The following is a 19,296-nucleotide window of genomic DNA, read 5'->3' on the forward strand; positions in this document are numbered from 1 at the left end:
TCTAGTCCGCCGCGCGGACATCAAACGGGGAAACGCTTTGTCCCGGCGCGTCGAGGCTGATACAGCCAATCTAGACGATCCTGGCATTTATAACGGCGAAGTTTGCCATAAACCGGGGGGTTTGGCGCCTGTCACACGCGCACCTGCCCCCGGGATTGCAGGTCAAGGCTCGACCTGGCTCCACTGTTTGCTCAAACGCTTGTCGGAAATCGGTACCTTGGTGCCCAACTGCTGGGCAAACAGCGACACCCGGTATTCCTCCAGCCACCAGCGGTAAAGCTCCAACTGCGGATCGCGCTTGCCTTCCTGAGTGTGCTTGTTCAGCCGCGTCTGGTACTGGCTCCACAGGCCGCTCAACTCGCCGCTCCAGACCCGATCCTTCTGCACCTGGCTGGGCAGTTTTTCCAGGCGCAGTTCGATGGCCTTGAGATAACGCGGCAGTTCCTTGAACCACTGCGCCGGGGTTTCGCGCACAAAGCCTGGGTACACCAGGTTGCTCAGTTGTTGCTTGATATCGTTGAGTGCCACGGCCTGGGCCAGGTCGATCTTGCCCTTGAAGCGCTTTTGCAGGCCGTGCCACAGCTTCAATACTTCCAGGGTCAGGCGCGCCAGGCGTTCGGCATGTTCGGTCCAACTGCCGCGTTTGCGCTCGGCCAGGGCCGCCAAACCAGCGCCATCCCTCGGCAGGCTGGCCTCGCCTTCCAGTACGCAACTGTCGAGGCTGGCCAGCAGAATGTCTTCCACCAGGGCGTCGATACGTCCCAGCTCGCGGTACATCAGCCCCAGCTCGGTAAGACCGGGCAACTTGCCGCGCAGGAATTTTGCCGGTTCGGCCAGTTGCTGCATCAACAGACGCTGCAAGGCACGGCGATGCTGGAACTCGGCTTCGGCAGCAGTGGAGAAGCGCCCTTCCTTGACCGTCCCGTTTTCCTCCACCAACGCCGGATACACCGTCATCGACAGCCCGGCAATCTTTTGCTGGGTGGTCTCGGCCACGGCGGCGAAGACCTTGGCCTCCACCGGCAACTGGCTTTTGGCAGTCTGCGGCACCGCCAGGGCGGCCTGGCTGGCTTCGACAAAACGTGCTGTCAGCGCGGCCAGGTCGCGGCCCTCGCCGAGGAACTTGCCCTGGGCGTCCACCACTTCCAGGTTCATTTTCAGATGGTTTTCCACCTGCTGCGCGGCTTCGCTCCAGGCTTCATCGCTGACCCGCGCACCGGTCATGCGCAGCAGCTCGCGCCCCAGCGCCTGGGGCAGCGAGCCCTGGGCAAATTCGATACGTTGCAGCGCAGCCTTGACGAAGTCCGGCACCGGCACGAAGTTCTTGCGCAGGACCTTGGGCAGGTTGCGCACCAGGGCAATGCACTTGGCCTCGATCAGCCCGGGCACCAGCCACTCCAGGCGCTCGGCAGGCAAGGCCGGCAACAATGGCGCCGGCACGCGCAAGGTCACGCCGTCGCGCGGGTGATTGGGTTCAAAGTGATAACTCAAGGCCAGGGCCAGGTCACCCAGGTGCAGCGTGTCCGGATAATGGGCAGCGGTGACTTCACTGGCTTCGCGCGCCAGCACGTCTTCTTCGCGCATGATCAGCAGTTGCGGGTCTTTCTGGCTGGTGATCTTGTACCAACTGTCGAAGGTCGCCGTCTGGTGGATCTCCGCCGGCAGGCGCGCATCGTAGAAGGCGTACAGGGTTTCTTCGTCGGCCAGGATATCGCGGCGCCGGGCCTTGGCTTCCAGTTCGTCCAATTGCTCCAGCAACTGCTGGTTGGCGGCCAGGCACTTGGCCCGGGACTGGATCTCGCCACGTACCAGGCCTTCACGGATAAACAGCTCGCGCGACACCACCGGGTCCACAGGCCCGTAATGCACCGGCCGGCGCCCCACCACAATCAGGCCGAACAGGGTGATCTGCTCGAAGGCCACGACCTGGCCGCGCTTCTTCTCCCAATGGGGCTCGAAGTGGTTTTTCTTGATCAAGTGCCCGGCCAGGGGCTCGATCCAATCGGCATCGATCTTGGCCACCATGCGCGCATACAGCTTGGTGGTTTCCACCAGCTCGGCGGTCATCAACCATTGCGGGCGCTTCTTGCCGATCCCCGACGACGGGTGAATCCAGAAGCGCCGCTGACGGGCACCCAGATAGTCGCCATCTTCGGTCTTCTGGCCGATCTGGCTCAGCAGGCCGGACAACACCGCCTTGTGCAGTTTCGGGAAATCCGCCGGCTCCTTGTTGACCGTCAACTGCATGTCACGGCAGATCAGGCTCAACTGGCGGTGGGAATCACGCCACTCGCGCAGGCGCAGGTAGTTGAGGAAATTCTTGCGACACCAGTTGCGCAACGGGCTGGCGGTCAATTCCTGGCGCTGCTCTTCAAAGCCGCGCCACAGGTTGACCAGCCCGGCGAAGTCCGAATCGGGATCCTTCCATTGCGCGTGGGCCTGGTCGGCCGCTTGCTGGCGCTCCGGCGGGCGCTCGCGCGGGTCCTGGATCGACATGGCACTGGCGACGATCAGCACTTCCTGCAAACTGCCGAGCTTGGCCGCTTCCAGCAACATGCGGCCCATGCGCGGGTCCACCGGCAGGCGCGCCAGTTGCCGGCCCAGGGGCGTCAGTTGGCTGTTGCGGTCCACCGCCGAGAGTTCCTGCAGCAGGTTGAAGCCATCGCTGATGGCCTTGCCATCCGGTGGCTCGATAAACGGGAAGTCAGTGATTTCGCCCAGGCGCAGGTGCAGCATCTGCAGGATCACTGCCGCCAGGTTGGTGCGCAGGATTTCCGGATCGGTAAATTCCGGGCGCCCGATAAAATCTTCTTCGCTGTACAGGCGCACGCAAATGCCCGGTTCAACCCGGCCGCAACGCCCCTTACGCTGGTTGGCGCTGGCCTGGGAAACCGCCTCGATCGGCAGGCGCTGGACCTTGGCGCGGTAGCTGTAGCGACTGATGCGGGCGGTGCCGCTGTCGATCACGTAGCGGATGCCCGGCACGGTCAGCGAGGTTTCCGCGACGTTGGTCGCCAGCACCACGCGCCGCCCCGGATGGGACTGAAAAATGCGCTGCTGTTCGGCCGGCGACAGGCGCGCGTACAACGGCAGGATTTCCGTGTGCTTGAGCTGGGCCTTGCGCAGCATGTCGGCGGCATCGCGAATCTCGCGCTCACCGGGCAGGAACACCAGCACATCGCCCGGGCTCTTGCGCTCGCTGCGTTCAAAGGCGGCAATTTCATCGAGGGTGGCGAGGATCGCCTGGTCCACGGTCAAGTCGTCTTCGACGCGGTTGCCCTCTTCGTCCTGTTCCAGGGTCAGTGGGCGGTACCAGGTTTCCACCGGGAACGTACGCCCCGAGACCTCGACAATCGGCGCATCGTCGAAGTGCTTGGAGAAGCGCTCCAGGTCGATGGTGGCCGACGTGATGATGACTTTGAGGTCCGGGCGACGTGGCAGCAGGGTCTTCAGATAGCCGAGCAGGAAGTCGATGTTCAGGCTGCGCTCGTGGGCTTCGTCGACGATGATCGTGTCGTAGCGCTCGAGGTAGCGGTCGTTCTGGGTCTCGGCCAGCAGGATGCCGTCGGTCATCAGCTTGATCAGGGTGTTGGAGTCGCTCTGGTCCTCGAACCGCACCTGATAGCCGACCAGCGCGCCCAAAGGCGTCGCCAGTTCTTCGGCAACCCGACTCGCCACACTGCGCGCCGCAATACGCCGAGGCTGGGTATGGCCGATCAAGCCGTACTGGCCGCGACCGATTTCCAGGCAGATTTTCGGCAACTGCGTGGTTTTACCCGAGCCGGTCTCGCCCGCGATGATCAACACCTGGTGCTTTTGCAGCGCAGCCTTGATTTCATCGCGCTTGGCGGCGATGGGCAGGCTGTCGTCGTAACGAACCTGCGGCACGCTGGCCGCGCGCGCCGTGACCTGGGCACAGGACGCCTGCATGCGTGCCACCCACTGCGCCAGCTTCTCCTCATCGGGCTTCTTGCGCAGCTCAAGCAACTGCCGGCGCAAGCGGTGGCGGTCGGCGAGCATGGCGTGATCGAGGTTCTTCAGGAGTTGGTCGATAGCGGGCGCTTGGTCAGTCATCAGGTACTTTGCAGGTCGTCTATTTATGCACGGCCGGCAATTGTGGCAGAAAAGCGCCCGCAACGTTAAAGGCCGCGTAAATCACGTTTGGGAGCTGTCGAGCCCCACCCCAGCGAGGCTGCGATGACGGCGGCACTGCCTGCATCAATGTTGCCTGCCCCACCGCTATCGCGGGCAAGCCCGCTCCTACACGGATTAGTGCCCTTATTCGTTATCCAGGCCCTTGCGCCGGTACGGGAACACATCAATCACTTTCCCCGCCCGAATCGCCTCTTGCAGGCCTTTCCAGTAGTCGGCGTTGTACAGCTCACCGTGCAACTCATCGAACAAGCGCCGTTGCCCGGCATCCGCAAACAGGAACGGCGGGAACTCCTCGGGGAATACGTCCAGCGGGCCGATGGAATACCACGGCTCGGAGGCCATTTCATCTTCCGGGGTTCGGGGTGCCGGGATATGGCGGAAGTTGGCTTCGGTGAGGAAGCAGATCTCGTCATAGTCGTAGAACACCACGCGACCGTGGCGGGTGACGCCAAAGTTTTTCAGCAGCATGTCGCCGGGAAAGATATTCGCCGCCGCCAGCTGTTTGATTGCCAGGCCGTAATCTTCGAGGGCTTCGCGCACCTGGGCCTCATTGGCGTTTTCCAGGTAGAGGTTGAGCGGGGTCATGCGCCGTTCGGTCCAGCAGTGACGAATCAGTACCGTGTCACCTTCCACCTCGACCGTGCCCGCAGCCACTTCCAGCAGTTCGGCCAGGCATTGCGGCTCGAATTTGCTCAACGGGAAACGGAAGTCGGCGAACTCCTGGGTATCAGCCATGCGCCCGACCCGGTCGACACTTTTGACCAGGCGGTACTTCTCGATGACCGTCGCACGGTTGACGTTCTTCGACGGCGAGAAACGGTCCTTGATGATTTTGAACACCGTGTTGAACCCCGGCAGGGTGAACACGCTCATGACCATCCCCCGCACGCCCGGGGCCATGATGAACTGGTCGTCGGTGCTGGCCAGGTGGTTGATCAGCGCCCGGTAGAACTCTGACTTGCCGTGTTTGTAGAAGCCGATGGAGGTGTACAGCTCGGCGATGTGCTTGCCCGGCAGGATGCGTTTGAGAAAGCCGATGAATTCCGCCGGTACCGGCACATCCACCATGAAATAGGAGCGGGTGAACGAGAAGATGATCGACACATCGGCTTCGTCAGTGATCAGCGCGTCGATGCGGATGCCCTGCCCTTCGCGATGCAGCAGCGGGATCACCAGCGGCCACTGTTCGTCGCGGGTATAGAGACGGCCCACCAGGTATGCGCCTTTGTTGCGATAGAGCACCGAAGAAAACAGCTCGACGTTGAGGTCCGGGTCCTTGCAGACCCAATCCGGCAGGCTCTCGCGCAGTTGCGCTTCGAGGCGCTGCAGGTCGGCGGCCAGGTCGGCGTAGGGCTCACTGAAGCGGTAGTCGCTGAAAATCTGCTCGAGCATGCCCGCCAGCTGGCCCTGGGGCTTGTAGGTGCGGGTTTGCGCAGCGCGGGCGCGACGCAGGCTCGGGCGAGTGGTGTGGATGAACATGCAGCCGTCGCTGATCAGGTCGTGGCTGAACAGCCCGCAAAAGATCGAGTTGTACCAGGTCTCGGACAGCTCATCGTCAAACCGCAGGTCGATCAGGCTGATATAGGCGCTCTTGACCAGTGGCCAGGACTTGATATCCAGCAACGCGCCTGCGTCAAAGGTTGCCCGCAGGCGCGTGGTGACTTCACCGACCTTTTCTTCGTACAGGTTGATCCGCGCCGCCGAGGCGGTTTGCGCCTCCTGCCACTGGGCCTTCTCAAAGCGCTCGCGGGCGCCGTCGGTGATCTGGCGAAAGTGCTCGCGGTAATCGTCGAAGCCATCAAGGATCATCTGTGCGATGGACTGCGCGGTGTCGATGGCAGGCGTTTGCTGCGGCATGTCGGAGACCTCTGCGGGCGTTCGGAAGCCCTGAGATTAGCCAGAGTCCGCAAGCAGGAGAAGTACAATTTTTGCCGGGCGATGCCACGCGGATCGGTGCACCACAAACAAATGTTTACGATTTTTTAATTCGACCATCCGGTCAATAAAACACCCCAAAGTCACGTCGCGTCGATGAATCGATTCACCTGAAGGCCGCAAAAGCCGGGCGCTGGCACCAAAAGCAGGGAACAACTCAGGCCGGCGTGGGCTCTGCGGCCTTATACAAACGTGGATCCAATGTAAGGGAAACCCTGATTACCTCAGTGATGGCACTTTGCTATATAGCCACCCCCTTCCCTGATAAAAAGGTCAAAAGACCGGCTCGGGAACGGCTTTAAATCGCCCAAGGAGCATTGCAATGTCATTGAGGAATATGGGGATCGGCCTGCGCGCCAGTCTGAGTTTTGCGGTATTGGCCGGCCTGCTGGTGCTGGTCGGGTTGTTTGGCCTGGGGCAGATGGCCAAGCTGCGCGAAAGTGCCGCCATCATTGAAACGGCTTGGATGCCGAGCATCGAGAACATCCACGACAGCGCCGCCAACGTCGCGGCGATCCGCCTGGAGGCGCTGCGCTTGTTGACCACCGATGAGTCGGCGGTGCGCGAGCGAAGCAAAGGTTTGATCGCCAAGGAGCGCGCGCAGTTGCAGGAGCGCCTGGACAATCACCAGGCCCTGTTGAGCAATGATCAGGAGCGTCAGCTACTGGACCAGCTCAAAACCACCGCGGCGGGTTATATGACCATCGTCGACCAGTTGATCCAACGGGTAGACCAGGATGAGCAGATGCAGGCCCTGACCTTGCTCACCGACAAGTTGACGCCCCAGGGCGTGATCCTCGGCCGGAGCCTGGACGCGTTGATCGATTTCAACCAGCAAGGCGCGCAGGATGCGGCGCAATCGGCGGCGCAGGTGTATCAGAGTGCACAGTGGATCGTCGGCGTCATCATCGCAGTCGCCCTGATCGCGACGTTGCTACTGGCCTGGTTGTTGACCCGCAGCATCACCACGCCCCTGGCGCAGGCGTTGCGCGCGGCACGTACGATTGCCGCCGGCGACCTGAGCCAGCCGATTCACGTGCAGGGCAAGGACGAACCGGCACAGTTGCTGGGCGCCCTGGCCACCATGCAGGAGCAATTGCAGGCGACCATTCGCGGTATCAGCGAATCCGCCCAGCAGTTGGCCTCGGCCGCCGAAGAGATGAGCTCGGTGATGGAGCAAAGCACTCGCGGCCTGCAAGCCCAGAACGATGAAATCGAGCAGGCCGCCACCGCCGTCACGCAAATGAGCGCGGCAGTGGATGAGGTAGCGGGCAATGCGGTCTCCAGCGCCGAAGCCTCCCAGGCGTCCGATGAAGACAGCAAGCACGGGCACTATCAGATCAGCGAAACCATCAGCTCGATCCAGAACCTGGTCAACGAGGTGCTCGACGCTTCGGGCAAGGCCGAGGGCCTGGCGGTGCAGGCGCAAGACATCAGTAAGGTGCTGGAAGTGATACGCGGGATTGCCGGGCAGACCAACCTGCTTGCGCTCAACGCCGCCATTGAAGCCGCCCGCGCTGGCGAGGCCGGGCGGGGCTTTGCGGTGGTGGCCGACGAGGTACGTTCCCTGGCACAACGGACCCAGGACTCCACCGAAGAAATCGAGCAGATGATCACCGGTATCCAGCAAGGCACGCAGGACACGGTCGGCGCCCTCACCAGCAGCGCCGAGCACGCCAGCCAGACGTTGCAACGGGCCAACAGCGCAGGCAGCGCCCTGGAAAAAATCACCGCCGCCATTTCGCAGATCAACCAGCGCAACCTGGTGATCGCCAGTGCTGCCGAGCAACAGGCGTCGGTGGCCCGGGAGGTGGATCGGAGCCTGGTGAACATCCGCGACCTGTCGACCCAGACCGCCGCCGGGGCGACCCAGACCTCGGCCGCCAGCCAGGAGCTGTCGCGCCTGGCGGTGGACCTCAATGGTTTGGTGACGCGCTTTATTGTGTAGTGGATACGTAAAAGATTGTGTCAGGCAGGTCCCTGGGCAACACTCTCGCCCTGATTAAAAAGGAGCTGTCCGTGAGACCTGTCGACACCCTGTACCTGCTGGTACTGGCCGCCATCTGGGGCGCGAGCTTTCTGTTCATGCGGATTATCGCACCCGAGATCGGCACGATTCCTACAGCATTCTTCCGGGTGTCAATTGCCGCAGCCGGCTTGCTGGTGATCCTGGCAATCCTGCGGGTGAGCTGGGATTTCCGCGGTAAATTCAAGACCGTGCTGTTGCTCGGGGTGATCAACTCCGGGATCCCTGCGACCATGTATTCGGTAGCGGCCCAGGTCTTGCCCGCAGGTTATTCAGCGATTTTCAACGCGACGACGCCGTTGATGGGCGTATTGATTGGCGGGCTGTTTTTCCATGAACGGCTGACGCTGTCGAAGATTACCGGAGTAGGCCTGGGTTTGTTCGGCGTGGGCATCCTCACGCGGGCCGGGCCGGTGGCCTTTGACCTGGAACTGCTGATGGGCGCCCTCGCCTGCCTGCTGGCAACCACCTGCTACGGCTTCGCCGGCTTCCTGGCGCGCCGCTGGCTGGATCAACAGGGTGGCCTGGACAGCCGTCTTTCGGCCTTGGGCAGCATGCTCGGTGCCACATTGTTTCTATTGCCTTGGTTTGGCTGGAGCGCCATCAGCCATCCGCCCGCCAGTTGGGGTGGCTGGAATGTGTGGTTGTCGCTGCTCGGTTTGGGGCTGTTGTGTACGGCGTTTGCCTACATCCTGTACTTCCGCTTGCTGACATCCATCGGGCCGGTGAAGTCGATGACCGTTACCTTCATGATTCCGCCGTTCGGCGTGTTGTGGGGCGCATTGCTGCTGGATGAACCGTTGTCCATGGCCCATCTGTATGGCGGGATGTTGATCGCGGGGGCGCTGTGGCTGGTGCTACGCCCAGGGAAACTGATCAAGACCGTGTAGGAGCCGGCTTGCCGGCGCCTACACGGGGTATCAGGCTTTACGGAAAACGAACACCAAGCCGACGATGATCAAGCCCATCCCCAGCACACTCAGCAGCGCCAGCCGATTGCCAAAGATCAGGTAGTCCATCACCGCAGTCACCGCTGGCACCAGGTAGAACAGGCTGGTGACATTCACCAGGTTGCCCCGGGCGATCAGGCGGTACAGCAGCAGCGTCGCCAACAGTGACACCACCAGCCCCATCCACAACACCGGCAGGTAAAAGCGGCTGCTGTGCTCGAAATGAAAAGGCTGGAACGGCACGAACACTGCGCACAACAACAAGCCCGCCAGGTACTGCACTGGCAAGGTGCCCAATGGGTTCTCGGTAATGCGCTTCTGCATGATCGAGCCCAGGGTCATGCTCGCCAGCGCCAGCAAGCCAAACAGCATGCCGGCCAGGGACATGCCGGCCAGACCGATGCCCTGGTACACCACCATGATCAGCCCCACCAACCCCAGCACCAGGCCGAATATCCGACGCCATGAACGCTGGCGCTCCATCAACACCACGGTGAGGATCGGTTGCACGCCCATGATGGTTGCCATCACACCAGGGGTGATCTTCAGGTCCAGGGCCAGCAGATAGAAAATCTGATAGGCCCCCAGCAGCACCAGCCCGGTGGCCACCGCATACCACAGCGGTTTGCCCGGGCGCGGCAACCTGAGCTTGAGGATCGGTACCAGCACCACCAGGCCCGCCAGGGCAATGGCAAAGCGGATCAACAGGAAGGCAAAGGGTGATGCATGGGCCAGGCCCAGCTTGGAGAAAATCGCCCCGCTGCTCCACAGCAGGACAAACAGGCTCGTCGAGGCCGCCGCGGCCACGGATTGTTTCGAAAGAACAGACATGATGAACACCTGTAGTCAGGCAAAAAGCCAACTCAGCCAAGGCTGAAATTCAGTAGGTTCGGTACAGGCAGGCAACGGGCAACAGTGATCTGCTGATCAGCCCGAAATGCCAACGCCCGGCGGTGATACGACTGCGTACACCGGCGTGCTACTGACAGGTGGAGGGTAATGACTGATCTGCGCAGGCTGCTGGCTCCCACACGGCACGACCGCAGCGTTGACCGCTGAATCGACTACCGCTATGCGTGGGGAAGCAGGCATGGGCTGATCTTTTTTGAAGGGATTAAAGGTGCTGTGAAACACCTGGCGCCGACTATAACCAGCCGGTGACACGCTTTGCAATGGCTTTGCCAAAAGGCCAGTAAGGACAAGTTGAAAAACCACCTCTAGCCTTGGGAAAAACCAACTCACTCCTCTTCAGGAGGCTTTCGACTCATGACCGCCAATGCCAAAAACACGCGACTCCTTGCGATACCAGCTCTACCGATCCAAAGCTTTACGCCTTGCGAATGCATCGACTCAACAGTGGTACAAAAACCTGAAACACACCGACGCCCAAGGCGCAGAGATCGACTTGACCCATGTCCGTTTTGAATTGATCGACAGCCATGCATTGGCTGCCTATCAGGACTGGGCAGAAGACTCTCACTTCTCATGGGACGAGGTTGCGACATGGAAAGGCCGTGAACCGATGGCGTTCGATTTGTCCCTCTGGTACGACGAGGTGCTCTGTGGGCTGTGCTTTGCCAATCCCAATCAAAGCCGATTGCGGATCAAGGTCATCCGCCTGGAGGGAAGACCTGGAAAATCCCACCCTTTGAAAAGCCGCATAGCATCACTGACGATGATTGCCATCGACCATTACGCGAGAATCATTGGCAGCCAATGGATAGAAATTCAGGAGCCCGCACCCGGGGCTATTCCCCTCTATCAAAACCTGGGCTTTGACTTCGATTCACGGGGCAGGCTTGTGATAGCGGTAGAGAACGAATAGCATCGCAAACATGTTCAATTAATGATCAATCGTGGAGGCTGCATGGGAGAACTTATTAAAAAACCCGTCGCCCGAAAAGCGTCGTCCAAGGCCGGCCAGGAACCTAAAAGCACTGTGCTGACCGCCAATCAGCGCCGTTTTCTCAGCGCGGCTATGGCCGGCAACGTTGAAGAACCAAGCCTTTTGGCGGGTCACCCGGAAAAATAAAAGTCATAAAAAAACCGCTCATACGAGCGGTTTTTTGAACCCATCAGCCAAACAACCAATACACCAACGCCCCCACCACCACCGCCGCCAATACCGGCCGCATGACGCGATAGGCTTTGGGGTGCTTGCGCTTCCACTGCTTGACCACACCACTGAAGCGATCGCTGAAGCTCTTGCTCCAGGCATAGGCCTGGTTGATCCCGCCCACGCGCTCGTCGTCCAGGTTCTGTGGCGCAGTCGCGCGGCCCAACTGGGCACTGACCCAGCGGTTGATGCGGGTCATCAGCCGGTTGCTCAGGGGGCGTTCGATATCGCAGAACAGAATCACCCGGGTCTTCTCGGTTTCGTTCTTCACCCAGTGCACGTAGGTTTCGTCGAACATCACATCTTCACCATCGCGCCAGGCGTAGACCTGGCCATCGACGAAAATGCGGCAGTCGTCGGAGTTGGGCGTCGACAACCCCAAGTGATAGCGCAGGGACCCGGCAAACGGGTCGCGATGGGGATTGAGGTGGCTGCCGCCCGGCAACAGGGCAAACATGGCGCCCTTGACGTTGGGGATGCTGCTGACCAGGGCCACGGTTTTTGGGCACAGCAACTCGGCCGACGGCAGTGGTTTGTCGTACCACTTGAGGTAGAAGCGCTTCCAACCCTTCTTGAAGAACGAGCCAAAACCAGCATCGTTGTTCTTCTCGGCGGCGCGGATATAGCCTTCGTCAAACAGGTGCATGGCCTCGTCGCGGATCACTTCCCAGTTGTCCTTGAGCACATCCAGTTCCGGGAACTTGCTGCGGTCCAGGTACGGCTTGGACGGCACAGCCGAAAAGATGTACATCAAGGCGTTGTACGGGGCGAACAGTGCCGAATGGTTGACGAACTGGCGCAGCACCGGCAAACGCGCCTTGCCGCGCAAATGCACGTAAAGCGTACTGCCGATAAACAACAGCAGCACCGACAGCTTGGCGGCCAAAGAAAAGGTCATGCAGCAACTCCTGGAAATAGCCTCCCGGCAGCGGGAAACCCGACATAGCAGCCGGCCATGATAAACACTCCAGGCCGGAGGAAAAACCCGCGTTATCCAACAATACGTTTTAAGGGGGGCGCGGCGAGCAAACAATTATGCATAAAGGGCATCAAACCGGGCTGATTTGGATCAACCCGATTTCTGTAGGAGCGAGCGTGTCTGCAAGGGGCATTCAGGCGAAGAATGAAAACGCTACGCGTGCCTTCTGGTTAGACGCGGCGCCCTCAGGGTCTTCGCGGGCAAGCTCGCTCCTACAGGGTCAGGCCTGGTTTTCCTGGTCGGTGAACAGATCGCTGAACAGCATGCTCGACAGGTAACGCTCGCCGGAGTCCGGCAGGATTACCACAATGGTCTTGCCCTGCATTTCCGGTTTCTCCGCCAGGCGTACCGCGACGGCCATCGCCGCACCACAGGAAATCCCGCACAGGATGCCTTCTTCCTGCATCAAACGCAGGGCCATGGCCTTGGACTCCTCGTCACTGACCAACTCCACCCGGTCGACCATCGACAGGTCGAGGTTCTTCGGCACAAACCCTGCGCCAATACCCTGGATCTTATGGGGGCTGGGCTTGATTTCCTCACCGGCCAACGCCTGGGTAATCACCGGCGAACTGATGGGCTCCACGGCCACCGAGAGGATCGGTTTGCCCGCTGTATTCTTGATGTAACGCGACACACCGGTGATGGTCCCACCCGTACCCACACCCGCTACCAGCACATCCACGGCGCCATCGGTGTCGTTCCAGATTTCCGGGCCGGTGGTTTTTTCATGGATGGCCGGGTTGGCCGGGTTGTCGAACTGGGCCGGCATGAAGTAGGTCGCCGGGTCGCTGGCAAGGATTTCGCCAGCTTTCTCGATCGCGCCCTTCATGCCCTTGGCCGGCTCGGTCAGCACCAGTTCAGCGCCCAGGGCCTTGAGCACCTTGCGCCGCTCGATGCTCATGGAGGCAGGCATGGTCAGCAGCAACTTGTAGCCACGGGCAGCGGCGACAAAGGCCAGGCCAATCCCGGTGTTACCCGAAGTCGGCTCGACGATGGTCATGCCAGGCTTGAGTTTGCCGCTGCTTTCCGCGTCCCAGATCATGTTCGCGCCGATCCGGCACTTCACCGAATACCCAGGGTTACGCCCTTCGATCTTGGCCAGGATGGTCACGCCACGGGGCGCGATGCGGTTGATCTGAACCAGGGGCGTGTTACCGATGGAGTGCGCGTTGTCTGCAAAAATGCGGCTCATGGCGGGGTCCTTTAGGCGGTTTCAAGAAGGCAATAAGGGTATGCCTCGTACTCCAAGGCGTCCAGTCGAGGAACGTTGGCGCTGCCTGCGTAGTCAACCGCCTATACACAGGGAGGAAAAACCTATGAAGCGTCGCTACAGTTGGCCGATATGGACGGTCGCCGGGCTGGTGGTCGTGCTGGTGGCACTGGATATCGCCCTGCCCTACCTGGTGCGCAACTACCTCAACGAAAAACTCGCCGATATGGGCGACTACCGTGGCCAAGTGACTGATGTCGACCTGGCGCTATGGCGCGGCGCGTACCGGATCAACGGCCTGCAGATCGTCAAGGTCGATGGCAAGGTGCCCGTACCGTTCGTCAAGGCCCCGGTGATCGATCTGTCGGTCAGTTGGCATTCCTTATGGTACGACCATGCGGTTGTAGCCGAAGTGCAATTCGTCGAGCCAGAACTCAACTTCGTCGACGGCGGCCCCAACAAACAGGCGTCCCAGACCGGTCGCGGCACCGACTGGCGGGCACAACTGGGCAAGCTGCTGCCCATCACCCTCAACGAAGTGCGGATCGACGACGGCAAGATCGCCTTTCACAACTTCAATTCAAAGCCGCCGGTCAACATCGGCGCCACCCAGGTCAACGCCAGCCTCTATAACCTGACCAATGTGGTGGACGTCGAAGGCAAGCGCGATGCGCGCTTTGACGGCAAGGCCATGTTGCTGGGGCATGCACCACTGGAAGCCAGCGCGACTTTCGACCCGTTGAGCAACTTTGAAGACTTCGAGTTCCGCTTCCGCGCCCGTGATATCCAGCTCAAGCGCATGAACGACTTCGCCTCGGCCTATGGCAAGTTCGACTTCAAAGCCGGCACCGGCGACGTGGTCATCGAGGCCCAGGCCGAAAAAGCCCAACTGACCGGTTATATCAAGCCACTGTTGCGGGACGTGGAAGTCTTCGACTGGCAGCAGGATGTGGAGAACAAGGACAAGGGGATTTTCCGCTCGATCTGGGAAGCCGTGGTCGGCGCCAGCGAAACCGTCCTGAAGAACCAGAGCAAAAACCAGTTCGCCACCCGAGTCGAGCTCAGTGGCAGCGTGCACCAGCAAGATATCAGCGCATTCCAGGCGTTTTTGCAGATTTTGCGCAATGGTTTCGTCCAGGCGTTCAATGCCCGCTACGAACAACCCAAGCCCAGCGCGGATTGACCGTGGCGTGACTGGTCATTCAGAGACTGAATAACCCGTCTGCGTTCACAGTCACCGGGGCTGCGCGTTATAGTCGCAGGCATGCTGACTACCGGCGTCATGTTCGAGGATTGAGAAATGAAGTTCGAAGGCACCCAGGCCTACGTTGCCACCGATGACCTGAAACTGGCGGTCAACGCTGCCATCACATTGGAGCGCCCGCTGCTGGTCAAGGGCGAGCCGGGCACCGGTAAGACCATGCTCGCCGAACAACTGGCCGAATCGTTCGGCGCACGCTTGATTACCTGGCACATCAAGTCCACCACCAAGGCGCACCAGGGCCTGTATGAATACGATGCGGTCAGCCGCCTGCGCGACTCGCAGCTAGGCGTGGACAAGGTCCATGACGTGCGCAACTACCTGAAGAAGGGCAAGCTGTGGGAGGCTTTCGAGTCCGAAGAGCGGGTGATCCTGCTGATCGACGAGATCGACAAGGCCGACATCGAGTTCCCCAACGACCTGTTGCAAGAACTCGACAAGATGGAGTTCTACGTCTACGAAATCGACGAGACCATCAAGGCCAAGAAGCGCCCGATCATCATCATTACGTCCAACAACGAAAAAGAGCTGCCGGATGCGTTCCTGCGTCGCTGCTTCTTCCACTACATCGCCTTCCCCGACCGCACCACCCTGCAGAAAATCGTCGACGTGCACTACCCGGACATCAAGAAAGACCTGGTCAGCGAAGCGCTGGACGTGTTCTTCGACGTGCGCAAGGTGCCGGGCCTGAAGAAAAAACCTTCCACCTCCGAACTGGTGGACTGGCTCAAGCTGCTGATGGCCGACAACATCGGCGAAGCGGTGTTGCGCGAGCGTGATCCGACCAAGGCCATCCCGCCACTGGCCGGCGCCCTGGTGAAAAACGAGCAGGATGTGCAACTGCTTGAGCGCCTGGCGTTCATGAGCCGTCGCGGCACTCGATAAGGGCTTTTGCCATGCTGCTCAACCTGTTCAATGAAATGCGTGCAGCCAAGGTGCCGGTCTCGGTGCGTGAGCTGTTGGACTTGATCAACGCTCTGAAACAACGGGTGACCTTCGCCGACATGGACGAGTTCTACTACTTGTCCCGGGCGATCCTGGTGAAAGACGAGCGCCATTTCGACAAGTTCGACCGTGCCTTCGGCGCCTACTTCAACGGCCTGGAAAAACTCGACGATCACTTGCAGGCGCTGATTCCCGAAGACTGGCTGCGCAAGGAGTTCGAGCGTTCGCTGAGCGATGAAGAGCGCGCGCAGATCCAATCTTTGGGCGGCCTGGACAAGCTGATCGAAGAGTTCAAGAAACGCCTGGAAGAACAAAAGGAACGCCACGCCGGCGGCAACAAATGGATCGGCACCGGCGGCACCAGCCCGTTCGGTTCCGGCGGTTTCAACCCCGAGGGCATTCGCGTGGGCGATGCCGGCAAGCGCCAGGGCAAGGCGGTCAAGGTCTGGGATCAACGCGAGTACAAGAACCTCGATGATTCGGTGGAGCTGGGCACGCGCAATATCAAGGTCGCGCTGCGCCGCCTGCGCAAATTTGCACGCCAGGGTGCGGCCGAAGAGCTGGATATCGACGGCACCATCGACCACACCGCCCGCGACGCTGGCCTGCTGAATATCCAGATGCGCCCGGAACGGCGCAACACGGTCAAATTGCTGTTGCTGTTCGACATCGGCGGCTCGATGGATGCCCACGTCAAGACCTGCGAGGAGCTGTTTTCGGCCTGCAAGACCGAGTTCAAGCACCTGGAGTACTTCTACTTCCACAACTTCATTTATGAATCAGTGTGGAAGAACAACATGCGCCGCACCTCCGAGCGCACCTCGACCCAGGACCTGCTGCACAAGTACGGCGCTGACTACAAGGTGATCTTTATCGGCGATGCGGCCATGGCGCCTTACGAAATCACCCAGGCCGGTGGCAGCGTGGAGCACTGGAACGAGGAGCCGGGGTATGTGTGGATGCAGCGGTTCATGGAGAAGTACAAGAAGCTGATCTGGATTAACCCGTACCCGAAAGATACCTGGGGCTATACCTCGTCGACCAATATCGTGCGGGATTTGATTGAGGACCAGATGTATCCGCTGACCTTGCGGGGATTGGAAGAAGGGATGCGCTTTCTCTCTAAATAGGTGGTGAATTCACTGACGCTACCGCAGGCAAGCCAGCTCCCACATGGAATGCATTCACATACTTTACTGTGTGAACGCAGTTTAAATGTGGGAGCTGGCTTGCCTGCGATGCCTTTAGCGGTTCATAAATCGCTGCAAATAGCTCAGATGCTCCCGGTGCGCCGTCTCCTGCATCACCGGCGCCAACCGCACCTTCTCCCCCGGCAGGCACTGGGCCAGGCGCGCCAAGGACAACGGCGTCAACGCACCCAATCGCGGGTAGCCGCCAATGGTCTGCCGATCATTGAGCAACACAATCGGCTGCCCATCCGGCGGTACCTGGATCGCGCCCAAGGGGATGCCTTCGGAGATCAGCGACGCGCCCTGATACGCCAGCGGCGTGCCCAGCAGGCGCATGCCCATGCGGTCGGCGCGGCTGTCCAGGGCCCATTCGGTGTTAAACGCATCGAACAGGCTCTGGCCGCTGAACTGGCCGATCTGCGCACCGAGAATCACGTCCAGGGGAGCCGCTGGGTGTAATTGCTCCACAGGCAACTCACGCAAATTGCTGCTCGTGCCGCAATAGGCAAGCGTAGCGCCTTCAGCCAGGGCCCGGCCAAACCCGTCCAAACCGCCCAAGGCCTCGCGGCCAACACTGGCACAACTGCCCAGCACCTTGGGCGCATCAAAACCTCCCGGCGCCGCCAGGTAAGCCCGTGCGCCACGGTGTGGTTGGGTGAAGCGCAAACGCTGGCCTTTTTGCAGAATGAAACTACGCCCTGGGCTAATGGTACGCTCGTCGATGTACGCCCCCAGATCAGCACCGGCCAGTGCCAGCACGCAATAGCCTTGGGCCTGGACGGTAAAACCGCCCAATGTGATCTCCACCACCGGCGCATCCAGTGGATTACCCAGCAGCCAATTGGCCCAGGACATCGACACCCAATCCAGCGCGCCACCCTGGGTCACGCCCAGATGCCGCACACCAAAACGCCCGGCGTCCTGCAACAGGCACAGCGCGGTGCTGGCCTCGATCAACAAGCGGCTCATGCCTGGGCCTCCAAGGGCGTGTCATCGCCACCCAGGTTGATAAATTCAGCGCGGCCGATGGCTTCGAAACGCACACCGTCGCCTGGCTGCATGAGGCTGTAGCCATCGCGCTCGCGGTCGAACAGTTTGGCCGGGGTGCGGCCGATCAGGTTCCAGCCCCCTGGGGACTCCACTGGGTAGGCTGCGGTCTGCCGCTCGGCGATGCCGACGCTACCCGGCGCCACGCGTTTGCGCGGGGTGTTCAGGCGTGGCGCGGCGAGCTGTTCTTCGACCAGGCCCATAAAGGCAAAACCTGGGGCAAAACCCAGGGCGAAAACCTGATAGTGATGCTGGCTGTGGCGCCGAATCACCTCGTCGACCGCAAGCCCGCTGCGCTGGGCGAGCAAGGTCAGTTCAGGGCCGACGCTCAGGTCGTACCACACCGGCAACACGTGACAGTGCCCGCTGCCCTGGGCCTGTGGCTGCAGGTCGGTAAGCGCCTGATCGATCAGCTCCCGTGCCTGTGCCGGACTCAGCGCCAGCAGGTCGTAATGCACCATCAGCGTCGTGTAGGAAGGCACCAGGTCCACCAACGCCGAGCCAAAGCCCTCGCGCAGGCGGCGCGTGGCGGCGAGCATCCAGGGCATGTTGTCTTCGGCTATTGCATCAAACAGGCGCACCATCAGGCAGTCGATGGCCACTACTTCAATCCGTGGCTTCATGGTGGCGTCAACGCCTGGCGAATGCGCTGCACCGCTGCCACCGAGCTGGCGTTATCGCCATGCACGCAAAGGGTGTCGGCCTGCAACAGCAAGGGGCTGCCATCGCTGGCGACCAGGGTTTCGCCACGGGCAATGGTCAGGGCCTGCTGGAGGATGACCTGCGCATCATGATGCACGGCCCCGGGCAACTGGCGCGAGACCAGGTGCCCGGCGTTGTCATAGGCGCGGTCGGCAAAGGCTTCGAACCACAGGGTCACGCCATACTCATCACCCAGGGCCTGGGCGGCGCTGTTGTCGCGGGTAGCCATGAGCATCAACGGCAGGCTGGCGTCGTACGCCGCCACGGCCTGGATCACCGCGCGCAGTTGCGCAGGCTTGGCCATCATGTCGTTGTACATCGCGCCATGGGGCTTGACGTAGCTGACCCGGCCACCCTGGGCCCGGCAGATACCGTCGAGGGCACCGATCTGGTAATGCAGCAGGTCCTGGAGTTCCTCGGCCCCATACGCCATGGAGCGGCGGCCAAAGCCTGCCAGGTCCTGATAGGCCGGGTGCGCACCGATCTGCACGCCATGCTGCAATGCCAGGGCGACGGTCTTGCGCATGATGCTCGGGTCGCCGGCGTGGAAGCCGCAGGCAATATTGGCGCAATCAATGAATGGCATGACCTCGGCATCCAGACCGATGGTCCAGGCGCCAAAGCTTTCGCCGATGTCGCAATTCAGTAGCAGGCGGCTCACGGTGAAGACTCCTGTAGGCTTTATTTTTTTGTAGTGTGGGATCTTTTACCAAGATCCCGCAACGATGTTGTCCTGAGCCCCGACGACGCTTATCGTGAGACAGCCCGATTTTTGGC

At 60.8% G+C, this 19,296-nt stretch carries 14 protein-coding genes and 2 pseudogenes; 8 read left to right on the plus strand and 8 right to left on the minus strand.

Annotated elements, in window-relative coordinates; translation table 11 throughout:
* Positions 1 to 162: 162 nt before the first annotated feature.
* Together hrpA and aceK are read right to left on the minus strand one after the other, a co-directional pair.
* Complete coding sequence (hrpA, locus tag HKK57_RS02560; protein WP_169389738.1) at positions 163 to 4,074, minus strand: ATP-dependent RNA helicase HrpA; 3,912 nt, start codon at positions 4,072 to 4,074, stop codon at positions 163 to 165.
* A gap of 204 nt (positions 4,075 to 4,278) precedes the next feature.
* Positions 4,279 to 6,012 (minus strand): bifunctional isocitrate dehydrogenase kinase/phosphatase, encoded by a 1,734-nt coding sequence (gene aceK / locus HKK57_RS02565; protein WP_029292355.1) that lies wholly within the window; start codon positions 6,010 to 6,012, stop codon positions 4,279 to 4,281.
* 415 nt (positions 6,013 to 6,427) lie between these two features.
* Here aceK and HKK57_RS27245 point away from each other — a divergent pair.
* From HKK57_RS27245 to HKK57_RS02575, 3 genes and pseudogenes are all read left to right on the plus strand, one after another.
* Positions 6,428 to 6,907: pseudogene (locus HKK57_RS27245) on the plus strand (MCP four helix bundle domain-containing protein); the annotation flags it as partial.
* A pseudogene (locus HKK57_RS02570) lies at positions 6,908 to 8,038 on the plus strand (methyl-accepting chemotaxis protein); the annotation flags it as partial.
* A gap of 71 nt (positions 8,039 to 8,109) precedes the next feature.
* Positions 8,110 to 9,006: a DMT family transporter gene (locus HKK57_RS02575; protein WP_029292353.1), complete on the plus strand. Its 897-nt coding sequence runs from the start codon at positions 8,110 to 8,112 to the stop codon at positions 9,004 to 9,006.
* A 30-nt stretch (positions 9,007 to 9,036) separates the two neighbouring features.
* On the opposite strand, the gene HKK57_RS02580 is transcribed toward HKK57_RS02575, so the two are convergent.
* A complete protein-coding gene (locus HKK57_RS02580) occupies positions 9,037 to 9,897 on the minus strand; it encodes a DMT family transporter (protein WP_169389739.1) in 861 nt (286 codons plus the stop codon).
* Between the two features lie 445 nt (positions 9,898 to 10,342).
* Here HKK57_RS02580 and HKK57_RS02585 point away from each other — a divergent pair, with 445 nt between their 5' ends.
* Together HKK57_RS02585 and HKK57_RS02590 are read left to right on the plus strand one after the other, a co-directional pair.
* Complete coding sequence (locus HKK57_RS02585) at positions 10,343 to 10,891, plus strand: hypothetical protein (RefSeq protein ID WP_070995111.1); 549 nt, start codon at positions 10,343 to 10,345, stop codon at positions 10,889 to 10,891.
* Between the two features lie 42 nt (positions 10,892 to 10,933).
* Positions 10,934 to 11,098, plus strand: a complete 165-nt coding sequence (locus HKK57_RS02590; RefSeq protein WP_158682880.1) for a hypothetical protein — start codon at positions 10,934 to 10,936, stop codon at positions 11,096 to 11,098.
* A gap of 43 nt (positions 11,099 to 11,141) precedes the next feature.
* Here HKK57_RS02590 and HKK57_RS02595 read toward each other — a convergent pair whose 3' ends face one another.
* Together HKK57_RS02595 and cysK are read right to left on the minus strand one after the other, a co-directional pair.
* The gene (locus HKK57_RS02595) at positions 11,142 to 12,080 is read right to left on the minus strand and encodes an aspartyl/asparaginyl beta-hydroxylase domain-containing protein (RefSeq protein ID WP_104911810.1); all 939 of its coding nucleotides are present in this window, start codon (positions 12,078 to 12,080) and stop codon (positions 11,142 to 11,144) included.
* Between the two features lie 301 nt (positions 12,081 to 12,381).
* On the minus strand, positions 12,382 to 13,356 hold the full coding sequence (cysK, locus tag HKK57_RS02600; protein WP_029292349.1) for a cysteine synthase A: 975 nt from the start codon (positions 13,354 to 13,356) through the stop codon (positions 12,382 to 12,384).
* Between the two features lie 124 nt (positions 13,357 to 13,480).
* On the opposite strand from cysK, the gene HKK57_RS02605 reads away from it, so the two are divergent.
* The 3 genes from HKK57_RS02605 (at position 13,481) to HKK57_RS02615 (ending at position 16,710) form a co-directional block, all read left to right on the plus strand.
* Positions 13,481 to 14,557, plus strand: a complete 1,077-nt coding sequence (locus tag HKK57_RS02605) for a DUF748 domain-containing protein (protein ID WP_159906785.1) — start codon at positions 13,481 to 13,483, stop codon at positions 14,555 to 14,557.
* Positions 14,558 to 14,674: 117 nt separating this feature from the next.
* Positions 14,675 to 15,520: an AAA family ATPase gene (locus tag HKK57_RS02610; RefSeq protein WP_029292347.1), complete on the plus strand. Its 846-nt coding sequence runs from the start codon at positions 14,675 to 14,677 to the stop codon at positions 15,518 to 15,520.
* Positions 15,521 to 15,531: 11 nt separating this feature from the next.
* Positions 15,532 to 16,710, plus strand: coding sequence for a vWA domain-containing protein (locus HKK57_RS02615; RefSeq protein WP_057441266.1), 1,179 nt, complete (start codon positions 15,532 to 15,534; stop codon positions 16,708 to 16,710).
* A gap of 114 nt (positions 16,711 to 16,824) precedes the next feature.
* Here HKK57_RS02615 and HKK57_RS02620 read toward each other — a convergent pair whose 3' ends face one another.
* The 3 genes from HKK57_RS02620 to HKK57_RS02630 are packed head-to-tail and all read right to left on the minus strand — an operon-like array spanning position 16,825 to position 19,180.
* A complete protein-coding gene (locus tag HKK57_RS02620) occupies positions 16,825 to 17,739 on the minus strand; it encodes a biotin-dependent carboxyltransferase family protein (protein ID WP_169389740.1) in 915 nt (304 codons plus the stop codon).
* Positions 17,736 to 18,440, minus strand: a complete 705-nt coding sequence (locus HKK57_RS02625; protein WP_169389741.1) for a 5-oxoprolinase subunit B family protein — start codon at positions 18,438 to 18,440, stop codon at positions 17,736 to 17,738. Before HKK57_RS02625 ends, HKK57_RS02620 begins: the two co-directional genes overlap by 4 nt.
* Positions 18,437 to 19,180 (minus strand): 5-oxoprolinase subunit PxpA, encoded by a 744-nt coding sequence (locus HKK57_RS02630; RefSeq protein ID WP_169389742.1) that lies wholly within the window; start codon positions 19,178 to 19,180, stop codon positions 18,437 to 18,439. The genes HKK57_RS02625 and HKK57_RS02630 overlap by 4 nt, the downstream gene beginning before the upstream one ends.
* Positions 19,181 to 19,296 lie beyond the last annotated feature (116 nt).

It is taken from the genome of Pseudomonas sp. ADAK21, assembly GCF_012935735.1.
Taxonomy (GTDB): Bacteria; Pseudomonadota; Gammaproteobacteria; order Pseudomonadales; family Pseudomonadaceae; genus Aquipseudomonas; species Aquipseudomonas proteolytica.